The organism is Aquibium pacificum (assembly GCF_040839445.1).
Lineage (GTDB): Bacteria > Pseudomonadota > Alphaproteobacteria > Rhizobiales > Rhizobiaceae > Aquibium > Aquibium pacificus.
This window is the reverse complement of record NZ_JBDPGJ010000004.1, coordinates 336,859-360,440: the sequence shown is the minus strand read 5'-3', so window position 1 is coordinate 360,440 and position 23,582 is coordinate 336,859. Positions and strand designations below refer to the sequence as shown.

Annotated in this window: 21 protein-coding genes and 1 tRNA gene; 18 read left to right on the top strand and 4 right to left on the bottom strand. The window is 64.7% G+C overall.

The window, feature by feature from the left end:
* Nucleotides 1-13: 13 nt before the first annotated feature.
* The 10 genes from ABGN05_RS18235 (at nucleotide 14) to ABGN05_RS18190 (ending at nucleotide 11,203) form a co-directional block, all read left to right on the top strand.
* Complete coding sequence (locus ABGN05_RS18235) at nucleotides 14-799, top strand: enoyl-CoA hydratase/isomerase family protein (RefSeq protein ID WP_367955467.1); 786 nt, start codon at nucleotides 14-16, stop codon at nucleotides 797-799.
* Between the two features lie 136 nt (nucleotides 800-935).
* The gene (locus ABGN05_RS18230; RefSeq protein WP_367955466.1) at nucleotides 936-2,114 is read left to right on the top strand and encodes a CaiB/BaiF CoA transferase family protein; all 1,179 of its coding nucleotides are present in this window, start codon (nucleotides 936-938) and stop codon (nucleotides 2,112-2,114) included.
* A 29-nt stretch (nucleotides 2,115-2,143) separates the two neighbouring features.
* A complete protein-coding gene (locus ABGN05_RS18225; protein ID WP_367955465.1) occupies nucleotides 2,144-3,325 on the top strand; it encodes an acyl-CoA dehydrogenase family protein in 1,182 nt (393 codons plus the stop codon).
* A gap of 52 nt (nucleotides 3,326-3,377) precedes the next feature.
* Entirely contained in the window at nucleotides 3,378-4,436 is a 1,059-nt protein-coding gene (locus ABGN05_RS18220) for an Ldh family oxidoreductase (protein ID WP_367955464.1), read from the top strand.
* Nucleotides 4,436-5,230, top strand: coding sequence for an enoyl-CoA hydratase/isomerase family protein (locus ABGN05_RS18215; RefSeq protein ID WP_367955463.1), 795 nt, complete (start codon nucleotides 4,436-4,438; stop codon nucleotides 5,228-5,230). Before ABGN05_RS18220 ends, ABGN05_RS18215 begins: the two co-directional genes overlap by 1 nt.
* Nucleotides 5,231-5,238: 8 nt before the next feature.
* Entirely contained in the window at nucleotides 5,239-6,150 is a 912-nt protein-coding gene (locus ABGN05_RS18210; RefSeq protein ID WP_367955462.1) for a hydroxymethylglutaryl-CoA lyase, read from the top strand.
* A 75-nt stretch (nucleotides 6,151-6,225) separates the two neighbouring features.
* Nucleotides 6,226-7,338 (top strand): histone deacetylase-like amidohydrolase, encoded by a 1,113-nt coding sequence (locus ABGN05_RS18205; RefSeq protein ID WP_367955461.1) that lies wholly within the window; start codon nucleotides 6,226-6,228, stop codon nucleotides 7,336-7,338.
* A gap of 113 nt (nucleotides 7,339-7,451) precedes the next feature.
* Entirely contained in the window at nucleotides 7,452-8,204 is a 753-nt protein-coding gene (locus tag ABGN05_RS18200) for a FadR/GntR family transcriptional regulator (RefSeq protein WP_367955460.1), read from the top strand.
* A gap of 130 nt (nucleotides 8,205-8,334) precedes the next feature.
* Nucleotides 8,335-9,729 (top strand): aspartate aminotransferase family protein, encoded by a 1,395-nt coding sequence (locus tag ABGN05_RS18195; RefSeq protein ID WP_367955459.1) that lies wholly within the window; start codon nucleotides 8,335-8,337, stop codon nucleotides 9,727-9,729.
* Between the two features lie 28 nt (nucleotides 9,730-9,757).
* The gene (locus ABGN05_RS18190; RefSeq protein ID WP_367955458.1) at nucleotides 9,758-11,203 is read left to right on the top strand and encodes an NAD-dependent succinate-semialdehyde dehydrogenase; all 1,446 of its coding nucleotides are present in this window, start codon (nucleotides 9,758-9,760) and stop codon (nucleotides 11,201-11,203) included.
* On the opposite strand, the gene ABGN05_RS18185 is transcribed toward ABGN05_RS18190, so the two are convergent.
* A complete protein-coding gene (locus ABGN05_RS18185; RefSeq protein ID WP_367955457.1) occupies nucleotides 11,204-12,388 on the bottom strand; it encodes a LacI family DNA-binding transcriptional regulator in 1,185 nt (394 codons plus the stop codon). It lies immediately after the preceding gene.
* 223 nt (nucleotides 12,389-12,611) lie between these two features.
* On the opposite strand from ABGN05_RS18185, the gene ABGN05_RS18180 reads away from it, so the two are divergent.
* The 8 genes from ABGN05_RS18180 (at nucleotide 12,612) to ABGN05_RS18145 (ending at nucleotide 19,561) form a co-directional block, all read left to right on the top strand.
* Nucleotides 12,612-13,124 (top strand): GNAT family N-acetyltransferase, encoded by a 513-nt coding sequence (locus ABGN05_RS18180; RefSeq protein WP_367955456.1) that lies wholly within the window; start codon nucleotides 12,612-12,614, stop codon nucleotides 13,122-13,124.
* Between the two features lie 97 nt (nucleotides 13,125-13,221).
* Nucleotides 13,222-14,217 (top strand): ABC transporter ATP-binding protein, encoded by a 996-nt coding sequence (locus tag ABGN05_RS18175; protein ID WP_367955455.1) that lies wholly within the window; start codon nucleotides 13,222-13,224, stop codon nucleotides 14,215-14,217.
* Nucleotides 14,210-15,214: an ABC transporter ATP-binding protein gene (locus ABGN05_RS18170; RefSeq protein ID WP_367955454.1), complete on the top strand. Its 1,005-nt coding sequence runs from the start codon at nucleotides 14,210-14,212 to the stop codon at nucleotides 15,212-15,214. The genes ABGN05_RS18175 and ABGN05_RS18170 overlap by 8 nt, the downstream gene beginning before the upstream one ends.
* A gap of 83 nt (nucleotides 15,215-15,297) precedes the next feature.
* Nucleotides 15,298-16,467 carry a thiolase family protein gene (locus ABGN05_RS18165; protein WP_367955453.1) on the top strand — a complete coding sequence of 390 codons (1,170 nt, stop codon included), beginning with the start codon at nucleotides 15,298-15,300 and terminating at the stop codon, nucleotides 16,465-16,467.
* A gap of 1 nt (nucleotide 16,468) precedes the next feature.
* Nucleotides 16,469-16,858: a Zn-ribbon domain-containing OB-fold protein gene (locus ABGN05_RS18160; RefSeq protein ID WP_367955452.1), complete on the top strand. Its 390-nt coding sequence runs from the start codon at nucleotides 16,469-16,471 to the stop codon at nucleotides 16,856-16,858.
* A gap of 105 nt (nucleotides 16,859-16,963) precedes the next feature.
* Nucleotides 16,964-18,700 (top strand): thiamine pyrophosphate-requiring protein, encoded by a 1,737-nt coding sequence (locus tag ABGN05_RS18155; protein ID WP_367955451.1) that lies wholly within the window; start codon nucleotides 16,964-16,966, stop codon nucleotides 18,698-18,700.
* A 94-nt stretch (nucleotides 18,701-18,794) separates the two neighbouring features.
* Nucleotides 18,795-19,142, top strand: coding sequence for an aldehyde dehydrogenase family protein (locus tag ABGN05_RS18150; RefSeq protein ID WP_367955450.1), 348 nt, complete (start codon nucleotides 18,795-18,797; stop codon nucleotides 19,140-19,142).
* A 209-nt stretch (nucleotides 19,143-19,351) separates the two neighbouring features.
* On the top strand, nucleotides 19,352-19,561 hold the full coding sequence (locus ABGN05_RS18145) for an aldehyde dehydrogenase family protein (RefSeq protein ID WP_367955881.1): 210 nt from the start codon (nucleotides 19,352-19,354) through the stop codon (nucleotides 19,559-19,561).
* Between the two features lie 417 nt (nucleotides 19,562-19,978).
* Here ABGN05_RS18145 and ABGN05_RS18140 read toward each other — a convergent pair.
* The 3 genes from ABGN05_RS18140 to ABGN05_RS18130 all read right to left on the bottom strand — a co-directional run bounded on the left by ABGN05_RS18140 (nucleotide 19,979) and on the right by ABGN05_RS18130 (nucleotide 23,556).
* Nucleotides 19,979-20,055: transfer RNA gene (locus ABGN05_RS18140), tRNA-Arg, on the bottom strand.
* Between the two features lie 508 nt (nucleotides 20,056-20,563).
* Complete coding sequence (locus tag ABGN05_RS18135) at nucleotides 20,564-22,069, bottom strand: sensor histidine kinase (RefSeq protein ID WP_367955449.1); 1,506 nt, start codon at nucleotides 22,067-22,069, stop codon at nucleotides 20,564-20,566.
* Between the two features lie 56 nt (nucleotides 22,070-22,125).
* Nucleotides 22,126-23,556, bottom strand: coding sequence for a dihydrolipoyl dehydrogenase family protein (locus tag ABGN05_RS18130; protein WP_367955448.1), 1,431 nt, complete (start codon nucleotides 23,554-23,556; stop codon nucleotides 22,126-22,128).
* Nucleotides 23,557-23,582 lie beyond the last annotated feature (26 nt).

The window sequence follows — 23,582 nt, the reverse complement described above, 5'->3', positions numbered from 1 at the left end:
GGAGGACCACCACATGGGCGGGACGGACGACGCGGATCGCGAACTACTGATTGCGGAGAAAGGGCACATCAGGCTGCTCACGATGAACCGCCCGCAGCGCAGCAACGCCATGACATACGCCATGCGCGAGCAACTCATCGACGCATTTCTGGACGCCGATGCGGACCCGGAGGTCCGGGTCATCGTGATCACGGGCATGGGCGACCGCGCATTCTGCTCGGGAAGCGACCTCAACGAAGCCCCGCGAAACGACCGCGGCCTTGGACCGATGAGCACCTCCGAAAGGCTGGTCTACGAGGTGGTGTCGGAGGTCGGAAAGCCGGTCATCGCGGCACTCAACGGGTCGGCGGTCGCCGGAGGATTGGAACTCGCGCTGGCGTGCGACATCCTGCTGGCGGTCGACACGGCCCGGCTTGGGTTTCCGGAGGCGAAGGTCGGCATGGGTGCGCTTTTCGGCAGCGTGGTCCTGCCCCGCACCATTCCCCCCTCGATCGCCTATGAGCTGCTGTTCACCGGCCGCCTGTGCACCGCGAAGGAAGCGGAGCGATGGGGGCTCGTGGGTCGCCTTGTGCCTCCGGGCGCAGTGCTTTCCGCCGCGTTGGAGCTTGCGGAGACAATCGCGGCGAATGCGCCGCTGAGCACGCGCCGCATCAAGGAAATGGCCCGCAAGAGCTTCGGTCTCCCTTTGTCGGCCGCGCTACGCCTCAACGTCGGGCCCAACCCCTATGCATCGGAAGATCGCATCGAAGGTGCGAAGGCCTATCTGGAGAAGCGAAAGCCCGTCTGGAAAGGCCGCTGAATGGCTGTTCAAAAAGGCACGGGCGATGCCACTGGGGTCACCGCCGCGCGGCCGGTTCCGCGGCGCCGGCCAGCCTGCCGCGATTTCGTGAAACGTTTCATTGACAACCATCCCGCGTCGTAGTACCAGCCAACTCATGCCCAGTTTGAACATTGCACCGTCTTCTCAGGGGCCGCTGCGCGGCATCACGGTCGTCGAACTCGGGCACAGCGTTGCCGCCCCCTATGCGGGTCAGGTTTTGGCCGATCTCGGTGCGCGGGTGATCAAGGTCGAGAACCCGCAGGCCGGTGACTATGCGCGCGGCTGGGGTCCTCCCTATTGGGGCGGCGCAGCAACCATCTTCACGGCGCTGAACCGCGGCAAGGAAAGCGTGACGGTCGATTTCAGCGTTGCCGAAGAGGCGGCCCGACTGCGCAAGCTGATCGTCGACGAGGCCGACGCAGTGATTCAGAACCTGCGCCCGAACCTGCTGAGCAAGTTTGGTCTCGGCGCGGAAGATCTGATGTCTTTGAAACCTTCGCTCATCTGGTGTGACATCGGAGCGTTCGGCTCGGTCGGCCCGATGAAGGAGAAACCGGGCTACGATCCCCTTGTCCAGGCTTCGGCGGGCATCATGAGCATCACCGGTGAGGCTGACCGTCCCCCGGTTCGCGTCGGCGTATCGATCGTCGACATGGGCACGGCGCTGTGGGCGGTCATCGGCTTGCTCGCGGCGCTGGTGGGCAGGCGCGGCGATGGCGCGGGTCGCAATATCGGTACGTCGCTCTACGAAACCGGCGTTGCGTGGATGACCGTTCCGCTTGCCGGATATCTCGCCACGGGCGAATTGCGCAAGCCGCAGGGCTCCGGGTCCGCAGAGATCGTCCCCTACCAGGTCTTCGCGACCGCCACGGGCGCTGTGATGATTGCGGCGGGAAACGACCGCCTGTTTGCAAAGCTCGTGGCTGCGCTGGGTATTGCGGATCTCGCGGACAACGCCGAACTGCGCACCAATGCCGGGCGCGTGAAGCACAGGGATCTGGTGATCAACACCATCATGGCGGTATTGGCGGATCGCCCGCTGGAAGACGTCTGCGCCGCACTTGATCACGCGGGGGTGCCGAACTCGCCGCTGCTTGACGTCGCGGGCGTTGCAGACAGCGAGCAGACCAAGGCTCTCGGCATGTTGACGCCGTGTGCCGAGGACACGCTGCCGCTGGTTGGCACCCCGATCACCTTCGACGGCGTGCGCTACCGCTCCGACTCGAAAGCACCCGGCCTGGGTCAGCACAATCCCGATCACTGGCCGGCAGGCATTTCTGCGCCGGCCGACTAGCGACACACAGAAGTCAGACCGATTGCCCGATGAACGCACCTGCCAACGCCGCCGCAAGCACGGGTTCCGACTATCCGGAGATACGTGATTCCGTACGGCGCATCTGCGAGAAGTTCCCCGGGGACTACTGGCGTGATCTCGACGAGCGTGGAGCCTATCCGGAAGCCTTCGTGCAGGCTCTCACGGAGGCGGGCTTCCTGTCGGTGCTGATTCCGGAGGAATTCGGCGGCTCGGGTCTGCCGCTCGGCGCGGCAGCGGCGATCCTTCAGGAGATCAATGCAAACGGCTGCTCGGCAAACTGTGCGCATGCGCAGATGTACATCATGGGCACACTGCTGCGGCATGGCAGCGAGGAGCAGCGGCGCGCTGTGCTGCCCGGTATCGCTGCCGGCGAACTTCGCCTGCAGGCGTTCGGCATCAGCGAGCCGACGACGGGTTCTGACACCACTCAGTTGCGGACCATGGCCGTTCGCGAGGAAGATTCCTATGTGATCCGCGGGCAAAAGGTGTGGACTTCGCGGGCACTCTTTTCGGACTACATCCTGCTGCTTGCCCGCACCACGCCGCTCGATCAGGTCACGAAACGTACCGAGGGCTTGTCGGTGTTCCTTATCGACATGCGTGCCGCGATCGGCAAGGGAATGGAGATCCGTCCCATCAAGACGATGGTCAACCACAACACCACCGAGATCTTCTTCGACGATCTGCGTATCCCGGCAGCCAGCCTGGTCGGCGAGGAGGGCAAGGGTTTTCGCTATATCCTCGACAGCATGAATGCCGAACGCATACTCATCGCGTCCGAGTGCATCGGCGACGGGCGCTGGCTGTTGGGAAAGGGCGTTTCCTACGCCAATGAAAGAAAGGTCTTTGGCCGCCCGATTGGTCAGAATCAGGGCATCCAGTTCCCGCTTGCGAGGGTTCACGTCAGCCTGGAAGCTGCCGCGCTGATGGTCGAGCGTGCAATGGCGCTGTTCGAGGCGGGACAGCCCTGCGGCGCGGAAGCCAATATGGCCGTCCTGCTCGCGTCGGAAGCGACATGGAACGCGGCCGACACGACATTCCAGACATTCGGTGGCTTCGCCTTCGCCCGCGACTACGATGTCGAGAGAAAGTGGCGCGAAGCGCGCCTGTACAGGACAGCGCCGGTATCGACCAATCTGATCCTCAGTCATGTAGCGCAGCATGCGCTGGGCCTGCCGAGATCGTATTGACAAGGGGGCTGCGACGGAACGCCAGCCGGTATCGCCGCGCAAGGGAGACGACATGAAGGAGAATGCGTCCACCTACGGTGCCGATGCGCTTCGTGCCTGCTGCGCGCGGCTGCTCGAAGCGGCGGGGCTCCCATCGGACCGTGCCGGTGTCGTCGCTGACGTCTTCGTCGAGGGCGAACTTCTGGGCTACCGCACACATGGGTTGAAGCGCATGTCCAGCAATCTTGAGTGGCTACAGAGCGGCGAGACCAGCCGCGACGGCGAGATCCAGATCGTGAGCGCCGGAAATGCGGTAGAGCACTGGGATGCCGGCTTCCTGCCCGGTCCGTGGGTTGTCAGGTCGGCAGTGGAGCGCGCCAGCGACATGGCGCGCAGCCACGGCACCGGCACCATCGCCATATCGCGCTCGCAGCACATCGCGTGCCTGGCGGCGTATCTGATGAAGGCTACGGCGAAGGGCCAACTGGTCATCATCATGGCGAGCACGCCGTCGGAAAGCACTGTCGCCCCCCATGGCGGCACCAGCCGCGTCTTCTCCTGCAACCCGCTTGCTGCCGGCATCCCCACAGCCGGCGATCCGATCCTCATCGATACGAGTGCGTCGATGTCGGCCATGGGCCCGCTCTATCGCGCCCACGAGGCCGGCAGGCAGATGGACGTCGCCGGGATCGTCCTGCCGGACGGGACGGCCAGCGCAGACCCGGCAAGCTATTTCGACGAAGATGGCGCCATACTGCCGGCGGGCGGGCTTGAGCAGGGCTATAAGGGCTACGCGCTCGCAATCCTCATCGAGGCGCTTTCCGCGGCATTGACTGGCTACGGTCGCGCCACCCCCGCCTCGGCCAAGGATGGCGAGGCCAATTCTGTCTTCGTGCAGGTCATCGATCCGGCACATTTCGGCGGCGCGGAGGGGTTCGGCAGGCAGATGAGCTGGCTGGGCGGAGCCTGCCGTGCGAGCAGTGTCGCCAATGGCAAGGATGCGGTGCGCATGCCCGGGGACCGCGCGCTCGCCGTGCGTCAGCAGCAGATACGCGAAGGGGTTTCGGTGGCGCCCGCCATCCTTGCCGAGTTGCGTCGCTGGGGCGCGCTGCTGGGCGTGGAGGCGATCTGATGTTTGCCGGCTCCGACATCCTCGAGATCGGGTTTCCAAAGCCGAAAGTCATGCTGGCGCGCCTCAAACGCCCAGAAGTTCTCAACGCCGTCAACACGGCGCTGGGCCACGACATTCTGCGGCTGTTCGACGAGGCGTCGGGCGGCGGAGACGACATCCGATGCATCGTCCTCACGGGGAGCGGCGACCGTGCCTTCTGCGTCGGCGGCGACCTGAAGGAGCGGGCGACCATGGACGACGGCGCCTGGCAGGCCCAGCATATCGTCTTCGAGAAGATGATACGCGCTTTGCTCGAATGTCCCGTCCCGGTCATCGCCGCCGTGAACGGCCACGCCTATGGCGGCGGGTGCGAGATCGCCGCTGCGTGCGACGTGATCTATGCCTCGCAAGATGCCCGTTTCGCGCTGACGGAGGTCACGCTCGGCATCATACCAGGCTGTGGCGGCACGCAGACGCTGTCCCGCGCGGTAGGCCAGAAGCGCGCCAACGAACTGATCATGACAGGATCGCCCTTCAGCGCTCAGGAGGCGCTTGCCTGGGGTCTCGTGAACCGGGTCTTGCCCGCCGGTGAACTGCTCGACGCAGCGCTTGAAACCGCCGCGCGCATCGCCGGCAACGCGCCTCTCGCTGTGCAGCGTGCAAAACAGGCGATCCGGCGTGGGGTCGAGATGTCCTTTCCGGACGGGATGGGTTTCGAGATCGAGGCCTACAATCGCCTCGTCCATACGAAGGATCGGTATGAGGGCGTGCGTGCCTTCAACGAGCGCCGACTACCGGATTTCAAGGGCGAATAGGTGTGGCAATGACCAGGATTTCGCTGAGGGATGTCGGGCCGAGGGACGGGTTGCAGGCGGCTTCCGCCTTCCTCCCGACCGAGAAGAAAATCGAATGGTTCCGCCTTGCTGCCGCTGCGGGCGTTCCCGACATCGAGGTGACGTCGTTCTCCTCGCCCCGGTTGCTCCCACAGTTCGCCGACGCACCGGAGGTGCTTCCCGCTGCCATGGCCATGGGCGGCTTCGGGGTGTCGGCCCTCATCCCGAACCGGAAGGGCGCCGAAAGAGGGTTTGCGCTCAAGGCGCCAAAGCTCAACTATGTGGTCTCCGCGAGCAATGCGCACAGCCTCTCAAACGTCGGGCGATCCACGGCAGATGCCGTAGGCGAGTTCGGCGAGATCGTCCGCCTGCGTGACCACCTTGGGGTAACGACCGAGCTGAGCGTGGGGATCGCGACATCGTTCGGCTGTTCGATAGCCGGCAGGGTTCCCGAAAGCGATGTGTTGCGCATCGCCGAGGAACTTCTCTCTCTCGGCGCTCAGGAGATCTCTCTTGCTGACACCGTCGGCTACGCCAATCCGAGGCAGGTGGCGAGGCTGGTGAAGGCCGTCATGGGCCTCGCCGGAGACGTGCCGCTGCTGTGCCATTTCCACGACACGCGGGGCCTCGGCCTGGCCAATGCCGCTGCCGCGATCGACCAGGGCGTCACGCGTCTCGATGCTTCGCTCGGAGGACTTGGCGGGTGTCCCTTTGCGCCCGGCGCGACTGGCAACATCAACCTCGAGGACACCGTCTTCCTCGTCCACGAGATGGGGTTCGAGACGGGCATCGACCTCGAGGCGCTGATCGACGTGCGCCGCAGTGTTCAGAGCTGGCTTCCGGGCGAATCCTTCACCGGAGCCGTCGCGAAGGCGGGGTTGCCGCTGCGCAAGGCTGCCTGACTGCTGGCTGGCTTGTACCCGGGCAGAGACCTGAAAGGCGCTCCCGCTTGGCGCCGATTGCTGGAGGCATGAAGAATGACCGCGTCCACTGCGTTCTACTGGAATGAACACTGCTTCTGGCATTCCGGCGGCAACTACGCCTTCATCCTGCCGGTGCAGGGCAACGTCCAGCCCGTCGTAAACGGCGGCCTTCCCGAGACGCCGGAGAGCAAGCGGCGGTTTCTCAACCTGCTCCTGCGGACGGGTCTGGCCGATGAACTCGCGATGGTCACGGGACGGACGGCGACAGAAGAGGAACTGCGGCGTGTCCATCCCGCCGACTATCTCGCGAAATTCAAGGCGCTGAGCGACGCCAGCGGCGGAGAACTGGGAGTGCGCACGCCGTTCAGCCAGGGCGGCTACGAGATGACCGCGCTCTCCGCTGGAATGGCGACGCAGGCTCTGCGGGACGTGCTCAAGGGGACGTACCGCAACGCCTATGCGCTGTGCCGCCCGCCGGGGCACCATTGCCTGCCCTCGGAGCCGATGGGCTACTGTCTGCTTGCCAACGTCGCGATCGCCATCGAGACGGCGCTGGCGGAGAAGACGGCGTCGCGTATCGCAGTGGTCGACTGGGACGTGCACCACGGCAACGGCACCGAGCACATCTTCTACGAGCGCAGCGACGTTCTCACCATCTCGCTGCACCAGGAGAACAACTATCCGGCAAACAGCGGCGCAGCGGAATCACGTGGCGCGCGGGCGGGCGAGGGCTACAACATCAACGTGCCGTTGCTCCCCGGCAGCGGCCACGACGCATACATCCACGCGATGGAGCGCATCGTGCTCCCCGCTCTTGAGCGCTTCAAACCCGACGCGATCGTCGTGGCCTGCGGCTTCGACGCCTCCGGAGTGGACCCCCTGTCGCGCATGATCGCGACGTCCGATACCTTCCGGCGGATGACTGCCATGGTTCTGGATGCGGCTGAAGAGCTTTGCGGCGGCAAGGCCGTTTTCGCGCACGAGGGAGGCTACTCGGAGGTCCATGTACCATTCTGCGGCCATGCTGTCGTGCAGACGCTTGCCGGCTCCTCCATCGACGCCGGCGATCCGCTGCTGTCGCGCCTGACACACCAGCAGCCGAACGAAGGGTTCCGCCGGTATCAGCGCAAGCTTATCGACGACATGGGCGGTTTCTTCGGACTTTAAGCTGAATCGGCTTTGCCGCTCGAGGGGACGTCGCGTCTATTGGACAATCAGCTTGAGTTTTGATTTTTTCACGCCTTGGTGTATTTGGCGCACATAGTTCACTTGGCGCCGCGATGATCATGATGGCTGAAAACCAACCTGCCCACTCTGCGGCCAGATGGCATTTCCACCCGATCATCAGCCCGCGCGCGCATCAGGAAGTCGTCACGCAGATCACCTACGCCATCCTCTCTGGCGCCTTCCAGCCCGAGGAGCGGCTGCCCAATATCGATGTGCTCGCGAAGCTGATGAACGTCAGCAAACCGGTGGTTGGCGAAGCACTCAAGGTACTCTCGTCCGCCAACATAGTCCGCACCCAGCGCGGCATAAACGGCGGCCTGACGGTCGGCTCCAACCGTATCCCCGACGACATCCTGGCAGTGACGGCGCCATTGCAGCATTTGGGCGTCCGCGATGTCGTCGAGGCGCGCAAACCGATCGAGATCCAGCTCTGCCTGCTCGCGGCGCAGCGCGCGACAGCCGAGGACTTCGCGGCAATGCAGGCATGCATCGACGGATTGCTGGAAAACCGCAACGGCGATCTCGCGCTGCGCCTGCGCTTCGACCAGCTGTTCCATTACGCGATAGGCCGGGCCGCGCGCAGTGCCGCGCTTGCGCTCTACCAGCACCAGGTCCTCGAGCACCTGTTCATCAGCATGCGGCAGTATTTCGCCGACATTGAGGACGTCGACGACGTGGCGCGTATGCACACCCTGACGATGGAGGCAATCCGTCGTCGCGACACCGCCGAGATCGTCCGTGTCGTGGAGGCGCATCTTGCACCGCTGGAAGAGTCCGTCGGCTCGGATATGCCCGACGACTCGTGAGCATCGAGTCGCGTCCGGCACGGGTGTACGCGCCGCGTTGTTGATAATAAGATAAAAGATTTGACATTTTGTCTTTTCGATGAACCTATGCGACCGGACTGATGTTTCCGCATGCATCGAGGAGAGCAGCATGTCATCCGCAGACCCCGCAGCGCTCCCGAATTCCCCGCACGCGCGCGACAAGGCCTACGCGCTGCACCCCTACACAAACGCCCGCGCCCACGAGCGACGGGGCCCGACGGTCATCGAAAGCGGTAAGGGCATCTACGTCCGCGACGACCAGGGCAACGAATACATCGAAGGCCTGGCGGGGCTTTGGAGCGTTGCTGTCGGGTTCGGCGAGGAGCGGCTGGTCGAGGCGGCGGCGGCCCAGATGCGGCGGCTTCCCTACTATCACTCCTTCTCACACAAGGCTAACAACCCGGCGATCGATCTGGCCGAGAAGGTCGCAAGCCTCGCGCCCGCCGGACTGAACCGCGTGTTCTTCGCAAATTCAGGGTCGGAAGCGAACGACACGGTCGTCAAGCTGCTCTGGTATTTCAACAATGCCCGAGGACGGCCGCAGAAGAAGAAGATCATATCGCGCATCCGCGGCTATCACGGCATCACCGTCGCGTCGGGCAGCATGACCGGCCTGCCCTGGAACCACCGCGACTTCGACCTCCCCCTCCCCAATTTTCTGCACACCGCCTGCCCGCATCACTATCGCCATGCATGGGAAGGCGAGAGCGAGGAGGAATTCGCCAGCCGGCTGGCCGGCCAGCTCGAGCAGCTCATACTGGCGGAAGGGCCTGCGACGATCGCAGCCTTCATTGGCGAGCCTGTGATGGGCGCCGGTGGAGTCCTGGTGCCGCCGCGCACCTATTGGCAGAAGGTGCAGGCCGTATGCCGCAAGTACGACGTCCTGATCATCGCGGACGAAGTGATCACCGGTTTCGGACGAACGGGCCGGATGTTCGGTTGCGAGCTCTTCGATATCAAGCCCGACATGCTGGTCCTGTCCAAGCAGATCACCTCGTCGTACCTGCCGCTATCGGCGATCGTGATCAGCGACGAGCTCTATGCAGGCATCGCCGACAACAGCGACAGGCTGGGCAACTTCGGACACGGGTTCACCACCAGCGGCCACCCCGTCGCCACTGCCGTAGCGCTCGAGAACATTCGCATCATCGAGGAAGACGGGCTGGTGGCGAACGCGGCTGCCATGGGCGAGCGCTTGCAGGCGGGCCTTGGCGAACTGCGCGACCACCCGATGGTCGGCGAGGTCAGGGGAGTCGGCCTCATCGCCGCTGTCGAGTTGGTCGCAGATCCCGCGACCAAGCGCGCGTTCGATCCGCTCGGCAAGGTAGGGGCTGCATTCTTCGAGCGCGGCCATGGCCATGGGCTGATCGTGCGCGCCGTGCAGGACAGCATCGCCCTGTGCCCGCCACTGATCATCAACGCAGAGCAGGTCGATGAGGTGCTCAAGCGCTTCAGGCTTACGCTCGACGACACCTACACGTGGTCCCGCGAGAATTTCGCCTGAGCGATCGGACAAAGACAGAGAGAACATCATGACGCAACCAGCCTCATACGAGGGCCGCCTGTTCATCGGCGGAGCATGGACCAAGGGCAGTCGCGACAGGCGCATCCCCGTGATGAACCCTTCCGACGGAAGTGTGCTCGGCCAGGTCGAGGACGCAGGTGTGGATGATGCGCGCGCCGCAGTCGATGCGGCTTCGGGCGCAGCCGCCGCTTGGGCCGCCACACCGCCACGCAAGCGCGCCGAAATCCTGCGCCGGGCATTCGAGCTGATCGTCCGCGACGTGGAACCGCTGGCGCGCCTTATCTCGCTGGAGAACGGCAAGGCTTTGCGCGATGCCCGCGGCGAGGTCACCTATGCCGCGGAGTTCTTCCGCTGGTTCTCCGAGGAAGCGGTGCGGATCGACGGGCACTTGTCGACGGCGCCGTCCGGGTCAAATCGGATACTGGTGACGTATCAGCCGATCGGCGTTTCGCTGCTCATCACACCCTGGAACTTCCCGGCGGCAATGGCCACGCGCAAGATCGCCCCCGCACTGGCGGCCGGCTGCACCTGCGTGCTGAAGCCCGCGACCGAGACACCGCTTACCGCCTATGCGATCGCGACGCTTCTCCATGAAGCAGGCGTGCCAGATGGCGTGGTGAACGTCATCACCTCCTCGACGACCTCGCAGGTCGTCGATTCGATGCTGGAAGACGACAGGGTGCGCAAACTGTCTTTCACCGGTTCGACCGAGGTCGGCCGCATCCTTCTGCGCAAGGCCGCAGACCGCGTCGTGCACTCGTCTATGGAGCTCGGCGGCAACGCACCCTTCCTGGTTTTCGACGATGCCGACCTGGACCGCGCGGTCGAGGGCGCTTTACTTGCGAAGATGCGCAACGGCGGACAGGCATGCACGGCCGCGAACCGCTTCTTCGCGCAGCGGGGCGTGGCAGACGAATTCGCACGGCGACTTGCTGCTCGGATGGCGGCGCTCAAGGTCGGCCCCGGTGAGGACGAGGCTACAGAATGCGGGCCGCTCGTCAACGGTGCCGCGGTGTCGAAGATCGTCGAGCTGATGGACGATGCGGTGTCACGCGGCGCAAAGGTCCTGTGCGGCGCAATGCCCAACCCTCGGGGCGGATGCTTCTTTCCCCCGACGGTTCTGTTCGACGTCCCGCAAGATGCGGCAATGGCCTCCGAGGAGATTTTCGGCCCGGTGGCCGCGATCTCCGTTTTCGACACGGAAGACGAGGCGGTGCAACTCGCCAACGCCACGGAGTACGGACTGGTGGCGTATGTCTATACGAGCGACCTCTCGCGTGGCCTGCGCGTATGCGAGCGGCTGGAAGCTGGGATGCTCGGCCTCAATCGCGGCCTGGTGTCCGACCCGGCGGCACCTTTCGGAGGGGTTAAGCAGAGTGGCCTCGGCCGCGAGGGCGCGCATCACGGAATGCTCGAGTTCCTTGAGGCCAAGTATATAGCCACGGACTGGTGATCAGCTCGCGGACCATGCTCTGGAGGATCGTCGCGGCTTCGGTCCGATCGAGCGCGTGGAGATGAACGTGCTGGGCAGAAGCACGCGCTGCGGCTCCGGGTTTCCCTTCTTGAGCATGCGGTCCAGAAGCATCATGGCCGCCACGCGTCCCGTTTCGCCATGGTCCCAGTATTGAACGCTGATCGGCGGCACGTGGAGCTCCGAGAGTTCCGAGGGACCTGTTCCCACGATGGATACATCCTCCGGCACCGAGAGCTTGAGGGTCTGCACCGCGCGCAACACGCCCGGCAGCATGCTGAGGCCGCCCGCGATGATGGCGGTCGGCCGGTTCTTGCCGGAAAGCATCGTCGAAGCGAGCTGGAAGCCCGCAGTGGCAAGATAGCTTCCCGTTCGCACCATCGCGGGATCGACCGCGACTTTGTTCCGCTTGTAAGCCGCCATGTAACCCTTCACGCGTTGGGCTGCCGGAAAAGTGTCCTCCGGGCCCGTCAGCAGCGCGATTTTGCGATGCCCTAAATTCAGCAGGTGCTCGACCGCGATCTCGACGCCGTGCGCGTGGTCCACCATGACCGCATCCGCCCAGTCCGGCTTGTCCCGATCGACGAGGACGATCGGAATGCCAAGGCCGCGCAGCATTGCCTCATAGTCCTGGCTAAGGCGCGTGTAGGGGCTGAGGATAATCCCGTCGACCTGCCGGTTCTGCAGTCGCTTGAGCAGCGCCCGCTCACGCTCCTCTTCGCCATCCGAGATCGAGAGCAGCAACGAGTAGCCGGCGGCGTCGAGCGCGGTCTGCGAGGCGCGCACGAATTCCGCGAGAGGCGCGATTGAAATCTCGCGGACGATGCAGCCGACGATGAGGCTGGATTTGCGCCGCATGCTCTGCGCGGCGGCACTGGGGACGAAGTTGAGTTCCTCGATTGCCTGCATCACCTTGCGATGAACGGCATTGCCGACCGTGAGGCTCCCGTTCAGCACCCGCGAAACCGTACCCAAGGAAACGCCAGCGACCCGAGCCACGTCCTTGATCGTCGACTTGCGGGCCGGCAGAACCACGGGAGGCTGTGTCCGCCCGGCGTCCTTTTCCTGCTTTCTGGGGGCTGGCCGTTGGCTCTTGGGCTTCATGGCAGGCTCTGGTGGCGGTGCTTTGCACAGATCGCGGCCGCGGCGCCACCAGGCCGCGTGCAATGGATTCTACCGTGTAGATGTGCTGGGGAGAAGCCTCGATCGCCTTGCTGATGCGATGCGACGGCAGCGGCGCACAAAAAGTCCTCCAGGCCTCTTGCGACATGACCGTGGAAACGTTTCAATGGAGTCGATCGCGTGAGCCGCCACCGCCGTATTTAAGGCATCGGCCGATGGCAGCAGCGACACGAGCGACGACGGAATTCATCAAGGAAGGCGAGCACACATGCTGATCCGGCTTCTCACTGGAGATGACTGGGAAACCCTGAAGAAGATCCGGATTGAGGCCATGGAGGCGGCGCCCGGCGCGTTCGCAGAAGTTCCCGCCGACTGGGAGAACATGAACGAACGGCAGGTCCGCGCACGCATGTCGAAGATCGACTTCTTCGTCGCATTCGACGACGCCGGCGAGGCCGTGGGTTTCATGGGTCTCGTGCGGCAGCCTACAAGCAAGATGGCGCACCGGGCGACGCTGATAATGGTCTATCTGCGAGAGTCGGCAAGAGGGTCTGGCGTCTCAAAGGCACTTCATGAAGCCGTGATGAAGCACGCCCGGGCCATCGGCGTGCGGCAGATCGAGCTGGCCGTAAGTGTCGAAAACCCGGTGGCGCAGGAATTCTACAAGCGGCGCGGATACACTCAGATCGGCCAAATTCCTGGCGGATTTCTTCACGAAGGTCGTGAGGTCGACGAGATACTCATGGCGATACGCACACAGGTCGAGCCTTCGGAAGGGTGAAAGACAAAAGCCTTGATATTTTCCTTTTGTGATCGCTCCAGTTTTCGATATGGTCGGACGCGCGCGGCCGGTTCCGGCTCATACAGAGGACAGCGGTTTGCAGCCTGACAGTCTCCATCCGAAGCTTCTCGAAGTCTCCGGCCTGAGCGTCACCTTCGGCCGCGGCGCCAACGTCGTCCATGCGGTCAACGGCGTGGATTTCGATATCCGGGCGGGCGAGACCGTATGCGTGGTGGGCGAGTCGGGAAGCGGCAAGAGCGCAATCGCGCTCAGCCTCATGCGCCTGCTCCGCGAACCTATCGGCCGAATATCGTCCGGCAGCATCCGCTACAACGGGCTCGATCTCGCCACTTTGCCGGAACGCGCGATGCGGAAGATTCGCGCGAAGGAGATCGCCATGATCTTCCAGGAGCCCATGAGCGCGCTCAACCCCGTCTTCACGATCGGCGAGCAGATCGCGGAGACCCTCCGGCTGCATGAACGCATGAACGCGAAAGATGCGCGCGACCGCTCGATCGAGATCCTGCGCCTCGTCCAGATGCCTTCGCCGGAGAAGCGGGCAGGCGAATATCCGCATCAGTTGTCGGGTGGCATGCGCCAGCGGGCGATGATCGCAATCGCAATATCGTGCAATCCCAAGCTGCTTATCGCGGACGAGCCCACAACCGCGCTGGATGTCACCGTTCAGGCGCAGATTCTCGACCTGCTCGGCGAACTCAAGTCGCGACTGTCGATGGCGGTGCTGCTCATCACGCACGACATCGGCGTGGTGGCCGAGACCGCGCAACGGGTGATCGTCACCTACTGCTCGCGGATCGTCGAGGAGGCGCCGGTCGCCGAACTCTTCAGCAATCCGCGCCATCCCTATACCCAGGGACTGATGCGCTCGGTTCCGCGTATTGACCGTGAAACGGATGATCGCCCCAGGCTGACACAGATACCGGGAACGGTGCCGGTGCTGCGCGGCAGCGTGCCGCCAGGCTGCCTGTTCGCAACGCGCTGCGCGTCGGCGAAACCGTCGCATTTCGAGATCACGCCCGAACTGAGGGAAGTCGCGCCCGGGCACAAGGTGAGTTGCTTGCTTTATGACTGACAACGCATCCCTCCCGCTGCTTCGCGCAGACGACGTCAAGACATACTTCGCGGTCGGCGGAGGCCAGCGCGTGCACGCCGTCGATGGCGTGAGCTTCGATGTGCTCGACGGCGAGACACTCGGCCTCGTGGGCGAGTCGGGCTGCGGCAAGTCGACGGTCGGCCGCTCCGTACTCAACCTCGTCGAGGTAACATCGGGTTCCGTATTTTTCCAGGGGACCGACCTCACCAGGCTGAAGCGCCCTGACATGCGGCGGATGCGCAAGAACATGCAGATGATCTTTCAGGATCCCTATTCTTCGCTCGACCCGCGCATGAGCGTCGGCTCGCTGCTCGCCGAGGCGATGACCATACATGGCCTGGCCAGGTCGTCGCGAGATGCGGCGGAGAAGGGGGCAGACCTGCTCGAGCGTGTTGGCCTTTCGGGCGACCATCTCAAGCGCTATCCACACGAGTTCTCAGGCGGCCAGCGCCAGCGCATCGGCATCGCACGCGCGCTCGCTGTCAAACCTAAGCTCATCGTCTGCGACGAGGCCGTGTCGGCGCTCGACGTGTCTGTGCAGGCGCAGATCATCAACCTGCTTCAGGACCTGCAGGCGGAGCACGGACTCGCCTATCTCTTCATTGCCCATGACGTGTCGGTCGTGGAGCATATCTCCCGACGCATCGCGGTGATGTATCTCGGCAGGATCATGGAACTGGCCCCTGCGAGGGAACTTTGCACGAAGCCTGCCCATCCCTATACCCAGGCACTGCTCTCGGCTGTTCCTACCCCGGACCCGGCGCGCAGGAACAAGACGCGCATCCTCCTGAAGGGCGATGTCCCCTCCCCCATCAGCCTGCCATCCGGCTGCCGCTTTCACACGCGCTGCCCCGCGCGGGTCGCGTCGTGTGCGGTAAACGAGCAGAAGCTGGTGGAACTCTCGCCGGGACATTGGGTGGCCTGCCAGGAGCGTACGGGTGTGGTGGCCGCCGAACGGGCAACGATTCCCGCCTGATGCAGCAATTTCGCGAGAGAGATGGGCGGGGCTTCGAGCGCATGTATTCGATGGCTGCTGCATATCGCGGAGGTCATGATTGAATGGCTCGATATGACGCACGGATCATCGGAGCTTTCGAGCATCCGATACGGTTCGCTCCCGACAAGTCCATCGTTCAGCTTCACGCCGAGTGTGCGATTGGCGCCGCCACCGATGCGGGCATCGACCTTTCCGAAGTCGATGGCTATTTCTGCGCCGCCGATGCGCCCGGCCTCGGCGCGCTGTCCGTGATGGACTACCTCAACCTGACGCCCCGCTATGCTGATGCTACGGAGCTTGGCGGGGCGTCGTACGTCGCGCATGTGGGGCGCGCGGCGCGCGCCATCGATGCTGGGATGTGCAACGTTGCCCTCATTACGCTGGCAGGCAAGCCCCGCAGCGCCAACCGATCCTCCAGCGCCGCCGCGCTTGCCATCACAGGCGACCGTCCCGAGCGCGATTTCGAAGTGCCGTTCGGTCCGACCACACCTGCGAGCTACGCGCTGTGCGCGGCGCGGCACATGCACGAGTACGGCACCACGAGCGAACAACTCGCCTGGATCAAGGTCGCGGCGTCGCGGCACGCCGCGCATAATCCGAACGCCTGGTTGAAGGATGCGGTGACGGTCGATGACGTGATGGCATCGCCCATGATCGCCTCGCCGTTGCACCGTCTGGATTGCTGCGTCGTAACCGACGGTGGCGGGGCGCTCATCCTCGCTCGGCCCGAGGTCGCCCGGACACTACGCAGGCCCTCGATCAGAGTGCTGGGCTGTGGCGAAGGCATCAAGCACCAGGGCGCCGGCGAACTGGACCTCACGTACACCGCTGCGGTCCGTTCCGGACCGGTTGCGTTCGCCGAGTCAGGCCTCGAGCACCGTCAAATCCAGTATGCCTCGATCTACGACAGCTTCACCATCACGGTGCTGCTGGCGCTGGAAGACCTCGGCTTCTGCAAGAAGGGGCAAGGCGGCAGCTTCGTCGCGGGCGGCAACCTCATTTCGGGCGTCGGCGCGCTTCCGTTCAACACCGACGGCGGCGGTCTTTGCAACAACCACCCCGCAAACCGCGGCGGTATGACCAAGGTCATCGAGGCCGTCAGGCAGCTCAGGGGTGAGACGCACCCCGCCGTACAGGTGCCCGATTGCACGTTCGCGCTTTGCCACGGAACGGGCGGCGCGCTGGGTACCCGGCATGGCTGCGCCACGCTGATCCTGTCCAGGGAGGACTGACGTGGCCAACCCGCGCACCTATCCCGCTCCCGAGATTTCCCCTGAGGCGAAAGGCTTCTGGGACGCGGCCAACGACGAACGGCTGGTCCTGGCGACATGCCTCCGCTGCGGCAGAGCGCACCATTTCCCACGAGCCGTCTGCCCGCATTGTCATGCCACGACCCTGGAGTTCCGTGCGATCGACCCTCGCGGCGAGATCTATTCCTTCAGCGTCGTCGGCGCCGGAGACGACCGTTACGCCATTGCATACGTCACCGTTGCGGGAGGCGTGAAGATGATGACCAACATCGTCGACTGCGACTTCGACGCTTTGTCGATCGGCAAGGCAGTCCATGCCGTCTACGTGCCGTCGCAGTCTGGCCAGAAGCTGGTGATGTTCACACCCTCCTGATTTCGCCACCCGAGTCAGCTCGGCCGCCGGCCGCCCCGGAGCCCGTATTGACCGATGCCAGTGAAACGTTTCATACTTCCATGACCTAAGAAGGAACCTTGAGACATGGCTACACCGAGCACCGCCCTGCAAGGCTCCGCGAGTGGAGTGGCCGCCGAGGCGCCTGCCCCTGCGTCGGTGGGCGAGGCCTGGATGCGCCTTCTGAAGAGACGTGGCGTGGACTTCCTCTTCGCCAATTCCGGCACCGACTTCCCGTCGATCGTCGAGGGCATCGCGCGCTCCGAGCAGCTGGGCATGGCGATCCCGCGCCCCGTGGTATGCCCGCATGAAAACGCCGCCATCTCAATGGCGCACGGGCATGCCATGGTCTCAGGGAGGGCCCAGGCGGCGATGGTCCACGTCAATGTCGGCACCGCCAACGCCCTGAACGGACTGATCAATGCCGACCGTGAATACGTGCCCCTTCTGCTGGCCGCAGGGCGAACGCCGATCCTCGAGGAGGGTGAGAACGGCTCGCGATCGCTGAACATCCACTGGGCGCAGGAGATGTTCGACCAAGCTGGTATGGTGCGCGAAAGCGTTCGCTGGGATTACGAGCTTCGCGACCCGCGCCAGTTGACGCTGGCAACCGACCGTGCCCTCGCGATAGCCCATTCGGACCCGGCTGGCCCCGTCTATTTGACCTTGCCGCGCGAAATCCTCGCCATGGAGCCGGCAGGCACCGTGGACGACGAGCCGTTGATGCTGCCGGCCCGGATCGCCGGACCCGAGCAGGAGGATGTCAGGAAGGCGGCGGAACTCTTCGCCCGCGCCAGGTCGCCGCTCATCATAACATCGCGTGCCGGCGTAGACCGGCAGGTGCCGGAGCTTCTCTCGCGTTTTGCCGCGCGCGCGGGCGCTGCCGTGGTGGAGTACCGGCGGCGTCACCTCAGCCTTTCGAGCGAGGACGCCTTTCACGGCGGCCATGAGTCTGCGCCTTGGATTGGGGATTCCGACCTCGTGCTGGTGATCGAGTGCGATGTTCCCTGGATTCCGGGCAATGGCGACACGCCGCCGGGCGCCAAGATCATTCAGGTCGGAACCGATCCACTGCAGGCGCGATATCCGATGCGCGGTTTCCGCTCCAATCTGACCATCCGCGCTTCGGCGCGCCACTTCCTGCAAGCCATGCTGGACGAGATGGATGGGGCGCAGGCCCGCTTCGAAGCGCGGGCGGCAACGGCCAGGTCGAAATGCGCGGCCATTCGCGAGAAAGGACTGGCGGCGGTTGCCCGGGTACCCCAGCAGATGACGATGGCTTGGGCTTCCGCCTGTCTGGACAGGGCTCGGGCGCCGGATTCCATTTTCGTCAACGAGTATCCCTTGGTGCTTTCTGCGGTGAGGACGACGGAACCAGGCAGCTTCTTCGGCAGTTCGCCCGCAGGCGGACTTGGCTGGGGACTGCCCGCAGCGCTCGGCGCCAAGCTGGCTGCGCCGCAACGCGAAGTCATCGCCACTGTTGGCGACGGAAGCTACCTCTTCGCGAATCCGATCGTGTGCCAGCAGATCGCCGCTGCCGAGAAGATTCCGATCCTGATCGTGATCTTCAACAACGCTGCATGGGGCGCCGTCGTACGTGCCACGCGCGCCATGTATCCCGATGGCCATGCCGTGCGCGCCAACCGGATGCCTCTGACGAGTCTGGAACCAACGCCGGATTTCGCCATGATCGCGCGGGCCTGCGGCTGCTGGGGCGAGGTGGTGTCGGACCCGGCCGCCCTGCCCGCTGCCGTCGACCGAGCCTTTGCGGAAATACGAAGCAATGGAAAATGTGCGGTGCTCGACATTCGCTGCGAGTCCTAAGCGCGGCTTCGCATTCCGGCGTGCGCGGAGCCAACTGGGAGCTCCAGTCCGGGGTAAGTGCTTGCCGTCGACCTGAGCCCCGCGCCGCGTCCCCGTGGACGTCGACCTTTCGAAGGAACGTGCGCCGATCGGCGGCCGGTGGCTGGACGACAACGATTGGCTGCAGGTCGACAATTCCGCCACCAGCGAAATCCTCGGCGTGGTGCCAAGCCTTGGACGGGCGGAACCGGCAGCGGTGTTCGACGCCGCGCCAACGGCATTTCCGCCCTGGCGTCGAGTGCCTGCGGCGGAGCGGGCGGCCCTGTTGCGATGGTTCGCGCTGATCGTGGAGGCGACAGCGGATCTCGCCAGGCTGCTTACGCTCGAGCATTGTAAGCCGCGCGTCGACGCGCGCAACGAGGTCGCTTGTGGCGCCACATTCATGAGATGGCTCGCCGGGTAGGTCCGCCGGATCGACGGCTCGGTCCTACCGGCACCGCCGGCCCGGCGCATCCTTACCCTCTGCGAGCCAGTCCCTGCCGGAATAGAAGGTTGCCGCTGCGCTCGCGGCAGGCTGCATCGTCTTCGTCAAGCCGTCGGAACTGGCTCCCTATTCGGCACGGGTGCAGGCGCCCTCGCTGAGAGAGCCGGGCTACCGGCGAGCGTCGCCACATCGCGACAGGGCTGCCTCAGGAGATCGGCGCAGAACTCTGCGCCAATCCCACCCTTTGCAAGCTCTCGTTCACGGGGACTACGCGGGTAGGCTCCCTGTTGATGGCGCAGTGCGCGCCGACAGTGAAGCGGCTCTCTCTCGAACTGGGAGCAATGCGCCATTCATCGTTTTGGACGATGCGGATCTCGTCGCCGCCGCCTGCGGACTGACGCGATCCAAGTTCTGCAAAGTTGCATCGCCGCCAACGGCGTGCAGGTGCACCCATCGGTCCATGATGGGTTCGTGGAGCGCCTCGCCGCCAAGGTACTCCTGCACGACCTGACGCTTGAACGAGATGCTGTGTGTGCGATGTCGAACCATGGACTTCCATCCTTCGAAAGCCCGGCCAACCGGTCAATGCCATTCCATCAATCTGTCCACCGAAGGGCACACTCCATGCGTGGTGCGCAAATGATCGAACATTGCCGGTTCTCTGCGACAAGCTGCCCCCCCCAGAGACGGACGCCTTCCTTCGGAACTACCTCAGACCTGGCTATCGCATCGTGCGGACGCGGATCAGGGCAAGCCTAACAAGCAGACATCCCAACTACCACCCGCAAAAAAACGAAGAAATTCCGTAGGTTGAATGGCGCGCCCGAAAGGATTCGAACCTCTGACCCCCAGATTCGTAGTCTGGTGCTCTATCCAGCTGAGCTACGGGCGCGCAGGCCGCCTAAAGACGGCACTTTCGCGGCCGGCACGTGCCGGCCCGAACGGAACTGGTACCTAATGAAGCCGGCGGCCAAAAGCAAGCCGCGCGAACCAGAAAACTTCCGGTCGTCGGAATGAAGGATCGACCGACGCCAGAACACGACTGGCACCAAAGCCCGTGGACCGAAGACCAGCCGGTCGACCGGCTTCAGGCCTTTGCACCGGCGTAAAGCCCGTCGGCTGGTACCGTGCCCTGTAGAACAAAGGCAAGCTCGATGGACCGCCCTCGCCCGGCTGACCGGCGCTAGAGCGATAGAGCGATAGAGCGATAGACAAATGCCAGGTCAGGGATCGACGCGAGCCGGCGAACGCCAGGCCTTGTGGACCGACGCCTGGCCGATCGACCGGCGTGGCCAGATGGCCGACGGGCTGGCCGCGGATATCGTTCCGCATGGCAGCGCCGGTGCCGCGGCGTGCGGCCATGGGCGCGCGGAGCGTTGGGGGCGCCGGTGGGTTCGGGATCAGCCGGCGGAGGCAGGCCGGCGCAGTGCGGTGCGCGCCTGTTCGATCTGCACTGGCTGGTCCGGGATGGTGATCGCGAACGCGGTATGCCCTCCGATGCTCTCAAGCAGCTCGATCGTGCCGCCATGCGCCCGCACGAGCTCGTTCGCGATGGCGAGCCCCAGCCCGGTTCCGCCGCTGCGCGCCGCGCCCCGAAACGCCGCGAAGAGATTTTCCCTCGCCTTCGCGGGCAGCCCGGGTCCGGTATCCTCCACGAGGATGCGGCTGACGCTGCCGGCACGCCGCCCCGATACCGTCAGCCGGCGGACCACCGTTTCGTCCTCCTCGCCCGCCATCGCCTGTACCGCGTTCCGGCACAGGTTGATCAGCACCCGGAAGAGCTGCTCGGCATCGGCGTCCACCTCCATCTCCGCGTCGACCGCGTTGACGAATTCGATGCCGCTGTCGGGCGGAATGCCGAGCATACCGTGCACTTCGTCGACGAGCATGGCGAGCCGGACGATCCGCCGCGCCGGCGGCGGCTCGTGCGCGCGGCCGTAGGCCAGCACGTTCTCTGTGTAGCCGACGGCGCGGTCGATGGCGCGCACCAGCTTCGGCGCGAACATCTGGACGGCGGGATCCTTCACCGTCCGCAGCCGGTCCGACATCAGCTGTGCCGAAGCGAGGATGTTGCGCATGTCGTGATTGATCTTGGAGACGGCGAGGCCGAGATCGGCAAGATGCTTCTGTTCGCCGAGCGTGTGCTGTAACTGCCGCTGCATGTCGGCGAGGCCCTGCTCGGCGACGCCCAGTTCGTCGCGGCGGCCCGACGGCCGCAATATCCCCGACGGATCGTCGGGCGCCTCGGCGAAGGCCACCATGGACCGGCGCAGGTCCCGGATCGGCCGGATCAGCATGGCGTGGATGGCGAAGAAGACGAGGCCCGCGGTAATCAGCGAGATCAGCAGTGACAGGATCGCCACGTTGCGCGCATAGGTCAGCATGGCGCTGCGCAGCCGCGTATCGGCTATGATGAGTTCGAACTCCATGTCGCTGTCGCCAACGGCGCCGAACACCCGCAAGATGCGGTTTCCGCCGGAGACCAGCGTATCCAGCGCGCCCGCGACGGCCTCCAGCGGGCCCGTCTGGCCGGGTGCGATATGCTCGTCCACTTCCGGGGGCATGTCGGACACCACCAGGAGCCGCGAGATGCCGCCGTCGCGCACCGCGATCGCCTTGGCGCCCAGCGCCATCAGGACGTCGTTGCGCACGTCCGGCGAAAGGTCGTCGTTCTCGCTCTCGACGAGAACGATACTGGCGGCGGCCGCCGTCGCCAGCCTTTCCTCCAGCCAGCGGAGGCGGAAATTGGCGATCGAGGGGATGAAGATCAGGATCTCGGCGATCAGCACGAAGACGATGGTGAGGGCGAGAAGCTTGGTGGAGAGCTTGCGCGGCCATGCGACGGCGCCGAAATCCGCCGTCGCGGGGCTCCGCCGGCCCGTCTCTTCACCTGGTTCGCCGATCATCCGAAACTGTCTCCGCGCCGCGACACCGATCCGTGGGGGAGCGCTGCGCCCCGGTCTCATCCGAAGAAGCGCAGGAACCTGACCACTCGCCGCACCGACGGTTTGCGGGTCGCGTCGGAAAAATAGGCGATTGCGGCGCGTTTGCCAATTTCGCTCGTGGTGGGATAGGGCGACACGTAGCCGGCGACATCCCGCATGGTGAGCTTCTTCGCGATCGCCAGCGCCCACATGTTGATCATCTCGCCGGCGTTCGCTCCGACAATGGTCGCTCCCAAAAGCCTGCCGCGCCGGTCGGTCACGAGCTTTATGAACCCGGTGGTTTCACGTTCGGCCTGTGCGCGGTCGTTTTCGGCGTAGGGCCAGCGCAGCACCCGGATCCTGCCCTTGTACTGCTTCATGGCGTCGGCTTCGTTCAAGCCGACATGGGCAAGCTCGGGATCGGTGAAGGTGATCCACGGGATGATCGCAGGGTCTTCCCGCGCGGGCAGGCGGAACAGAAGGGCACGGATCACCAGTCCCGCATGATAGTTGGCGACGTGCGTGAACTGCAGCCCCCCCGCGACGTCGCCAATGGCATAGACGCGGCGATTGGTGGTGCGCAGCTTGTCCGAGACCTTGATCCCCTTCCGGTCGAAGGCGATCCCCGCCTTGCCGAGATCAAGCGTCTCGACGTTGGCGGCGCGCCCCGCCGCCACGAGGAGATGCGTGCCGTCGATGGTTTCCGAACCACTTTGCGTCTCCACATGGACCCGCACGATCGTCTTGCCGCGCCGCTCGACGCGGACGACCTTCGTCTTTTCGCGGATGGTGATGCCCTCGTCGCGCAGCCTTGCGAGAACGATGGCGGCGAGTTCGGGATCGTCCTTGCCGAGCGCGGAAGAGGCTTCCACCACGGTGACCTCGCAGCCGAGACGGCGATGCGCCTGGGCGAGTTCGATGCCGATCGGACCGCCGCCAATGATGACGAGATGGCCGGCGCGGCGCGTGCGTTCGAAGATCGTCTCGTTGGTGAGGTAGTCGACTTCGTCCAGGCCCGGGATCGGCGGGACTAGAGGCGACGAGCCGGTCGCCACGACGAAGCGCCGAGCGCGTATCTCGGCGTCTCCCGCAATCACGGTCCGCCGATCCTTGAACCGCGCTTCCTCCCTGATGACGCGAACCCCGAGCGCGGTGAACCGTTCGACCGAATCGTTCGGTGCTATCGCGGAAATGACCGAGTGGATGTGCGCGTTTACTTTCCGGAAATCGATATCGGGCTCGACGCTGGCGATCCCGAACGGGTCAGCGTTCCGCATCTGGTGCGCCCGCCTGCCCGCCGCGATCATCGCCTTGGACGGGACGCAGCCATAGTTCAGGCAGTCCCCGCCCATCTTGCCTTTCTCGATCAGGACGACCGGCACGCCGAAAGCGGCGGCTGCGGCGGCGACCGACAGGCCGCCCGAGCCGGCGCCGATCACGCAGATATCTGGTTTGAGAATTGTCGCCATCGGTCGGCCCGTCCTTATCGCGTTTT

Bases quoted from the DNA above. Each gene is read 5' to 3' on its own strand.
- ABGN05_RS18235 (WP_367955467.1), top strand. From the start codon at position 14: ATGGGCGGGACGGACGACGCGGATCGCGAACTACTGATTGCGGAGAAA.
- ABGN05_RS18230 (WP_367955466.1), top strand. From the start codon at position 936: ATGCCCAGTTTGAACATTGCACCGTCTTCTCAGGGGCCGCTGCGCGGC.
- ABGN05_RS18225 (WP_367955465.1), top strand. From the start codon at position 2,144: ATGAACGCACCTGCCAACGCCGCCGCAAGCACGGGTTCCGACTATCCG.
- ABGN05_RS18220 (WP_367955464.1), top strand. From the start codon at position 3,378: ATGAAGGAGAATGCGTCCACCTACGGTGCCGATGCGCTTCGTGCCTGC.
- ABGN05_RS18215 (WP_367955463.1), top strand. From the start codon at position 4,436: ATGTTTGCCGGCTCCGACATCCTCGAGATCGGGTTTCCAAAGCCGAAA.
- ABGN05_RS18210 (WP_367955462.1), top strand. From the start codon at position 5,239: ATGACCAGGATTTCGCTGAGGGATGTCGGGCCGAGGGACGGGTTGCAG.
- ABGN05_RS18205 (WP_367955461.1), top strand. From the start codon at position 6,226: ATGACCGCGTCCACTGCGTTCTACTGGAATGAACACTGCTTCTGGCAT.
- ABGN05_RS18200 (WP_367955460.1), top strand. From the start codon at position 7,452: ATGATCATGATGGCTGAAAACCAACCTGCCCACTCTGCGGCCAGATGG.
- ABGN05_RS18195 (WP_367955459.1), top strand. From the start codon at position 8,335: ATGTCATCCGCAGACCCCGCAGCGCTCCCGAATTCCCCGCACGCGCGC.
- ABGN05_RS18190 (WP_367955458.1), top strand. From the start codon at position 9,758: ATGACGCAACCAGCCTCATACGAGGGCCGCCTGTTCATCGGCGGAGCA.
- ABGN05_RS18180 (WP_367955456.1), top strand. From the start codon at position 12,612: ATGCTGATCCGGCTTCTCACTGGAGATGACTGGGAAACCCTGAAGAAG.
- ABGN05_RS18170 (WP_367955454.1), top strand. From the start codon at position 14,210: ATGACTGACAACGCATCCCTCCCGCTGCTTCGCGCAGACGACGTCAAG.
- ABGN05_RS18165 (WP_367955453.1), top strand. From the start codon at position 15,298: ATGGCTCGATATGACGCACGGATCATCGGAGCTTTCGAGCATCCGATA.
- ABGN05_RS18155 (WP_367955451.1), top strand. From the start codon at position 16,964: ATGGCTACACCGAGCACCGCCCTGCAAGGCTCCGCGAGTGGAGTGGCC.
- ABGN05_RS18135 (WP_367955449.1), bottom strand. From the start codon at position 22,069: ATGATCGGCGAACCAGGTGAAGAGACGGGCCGGCGGAGCCCCGCGACG.
- ABGN05_RS18130 (WP_367955448.1), bottom strand. From the start codon at position 23,556: ATGGCGACAATTCTCAAACCAGATATCTGCGTGATCGGCGCCGGCTCG.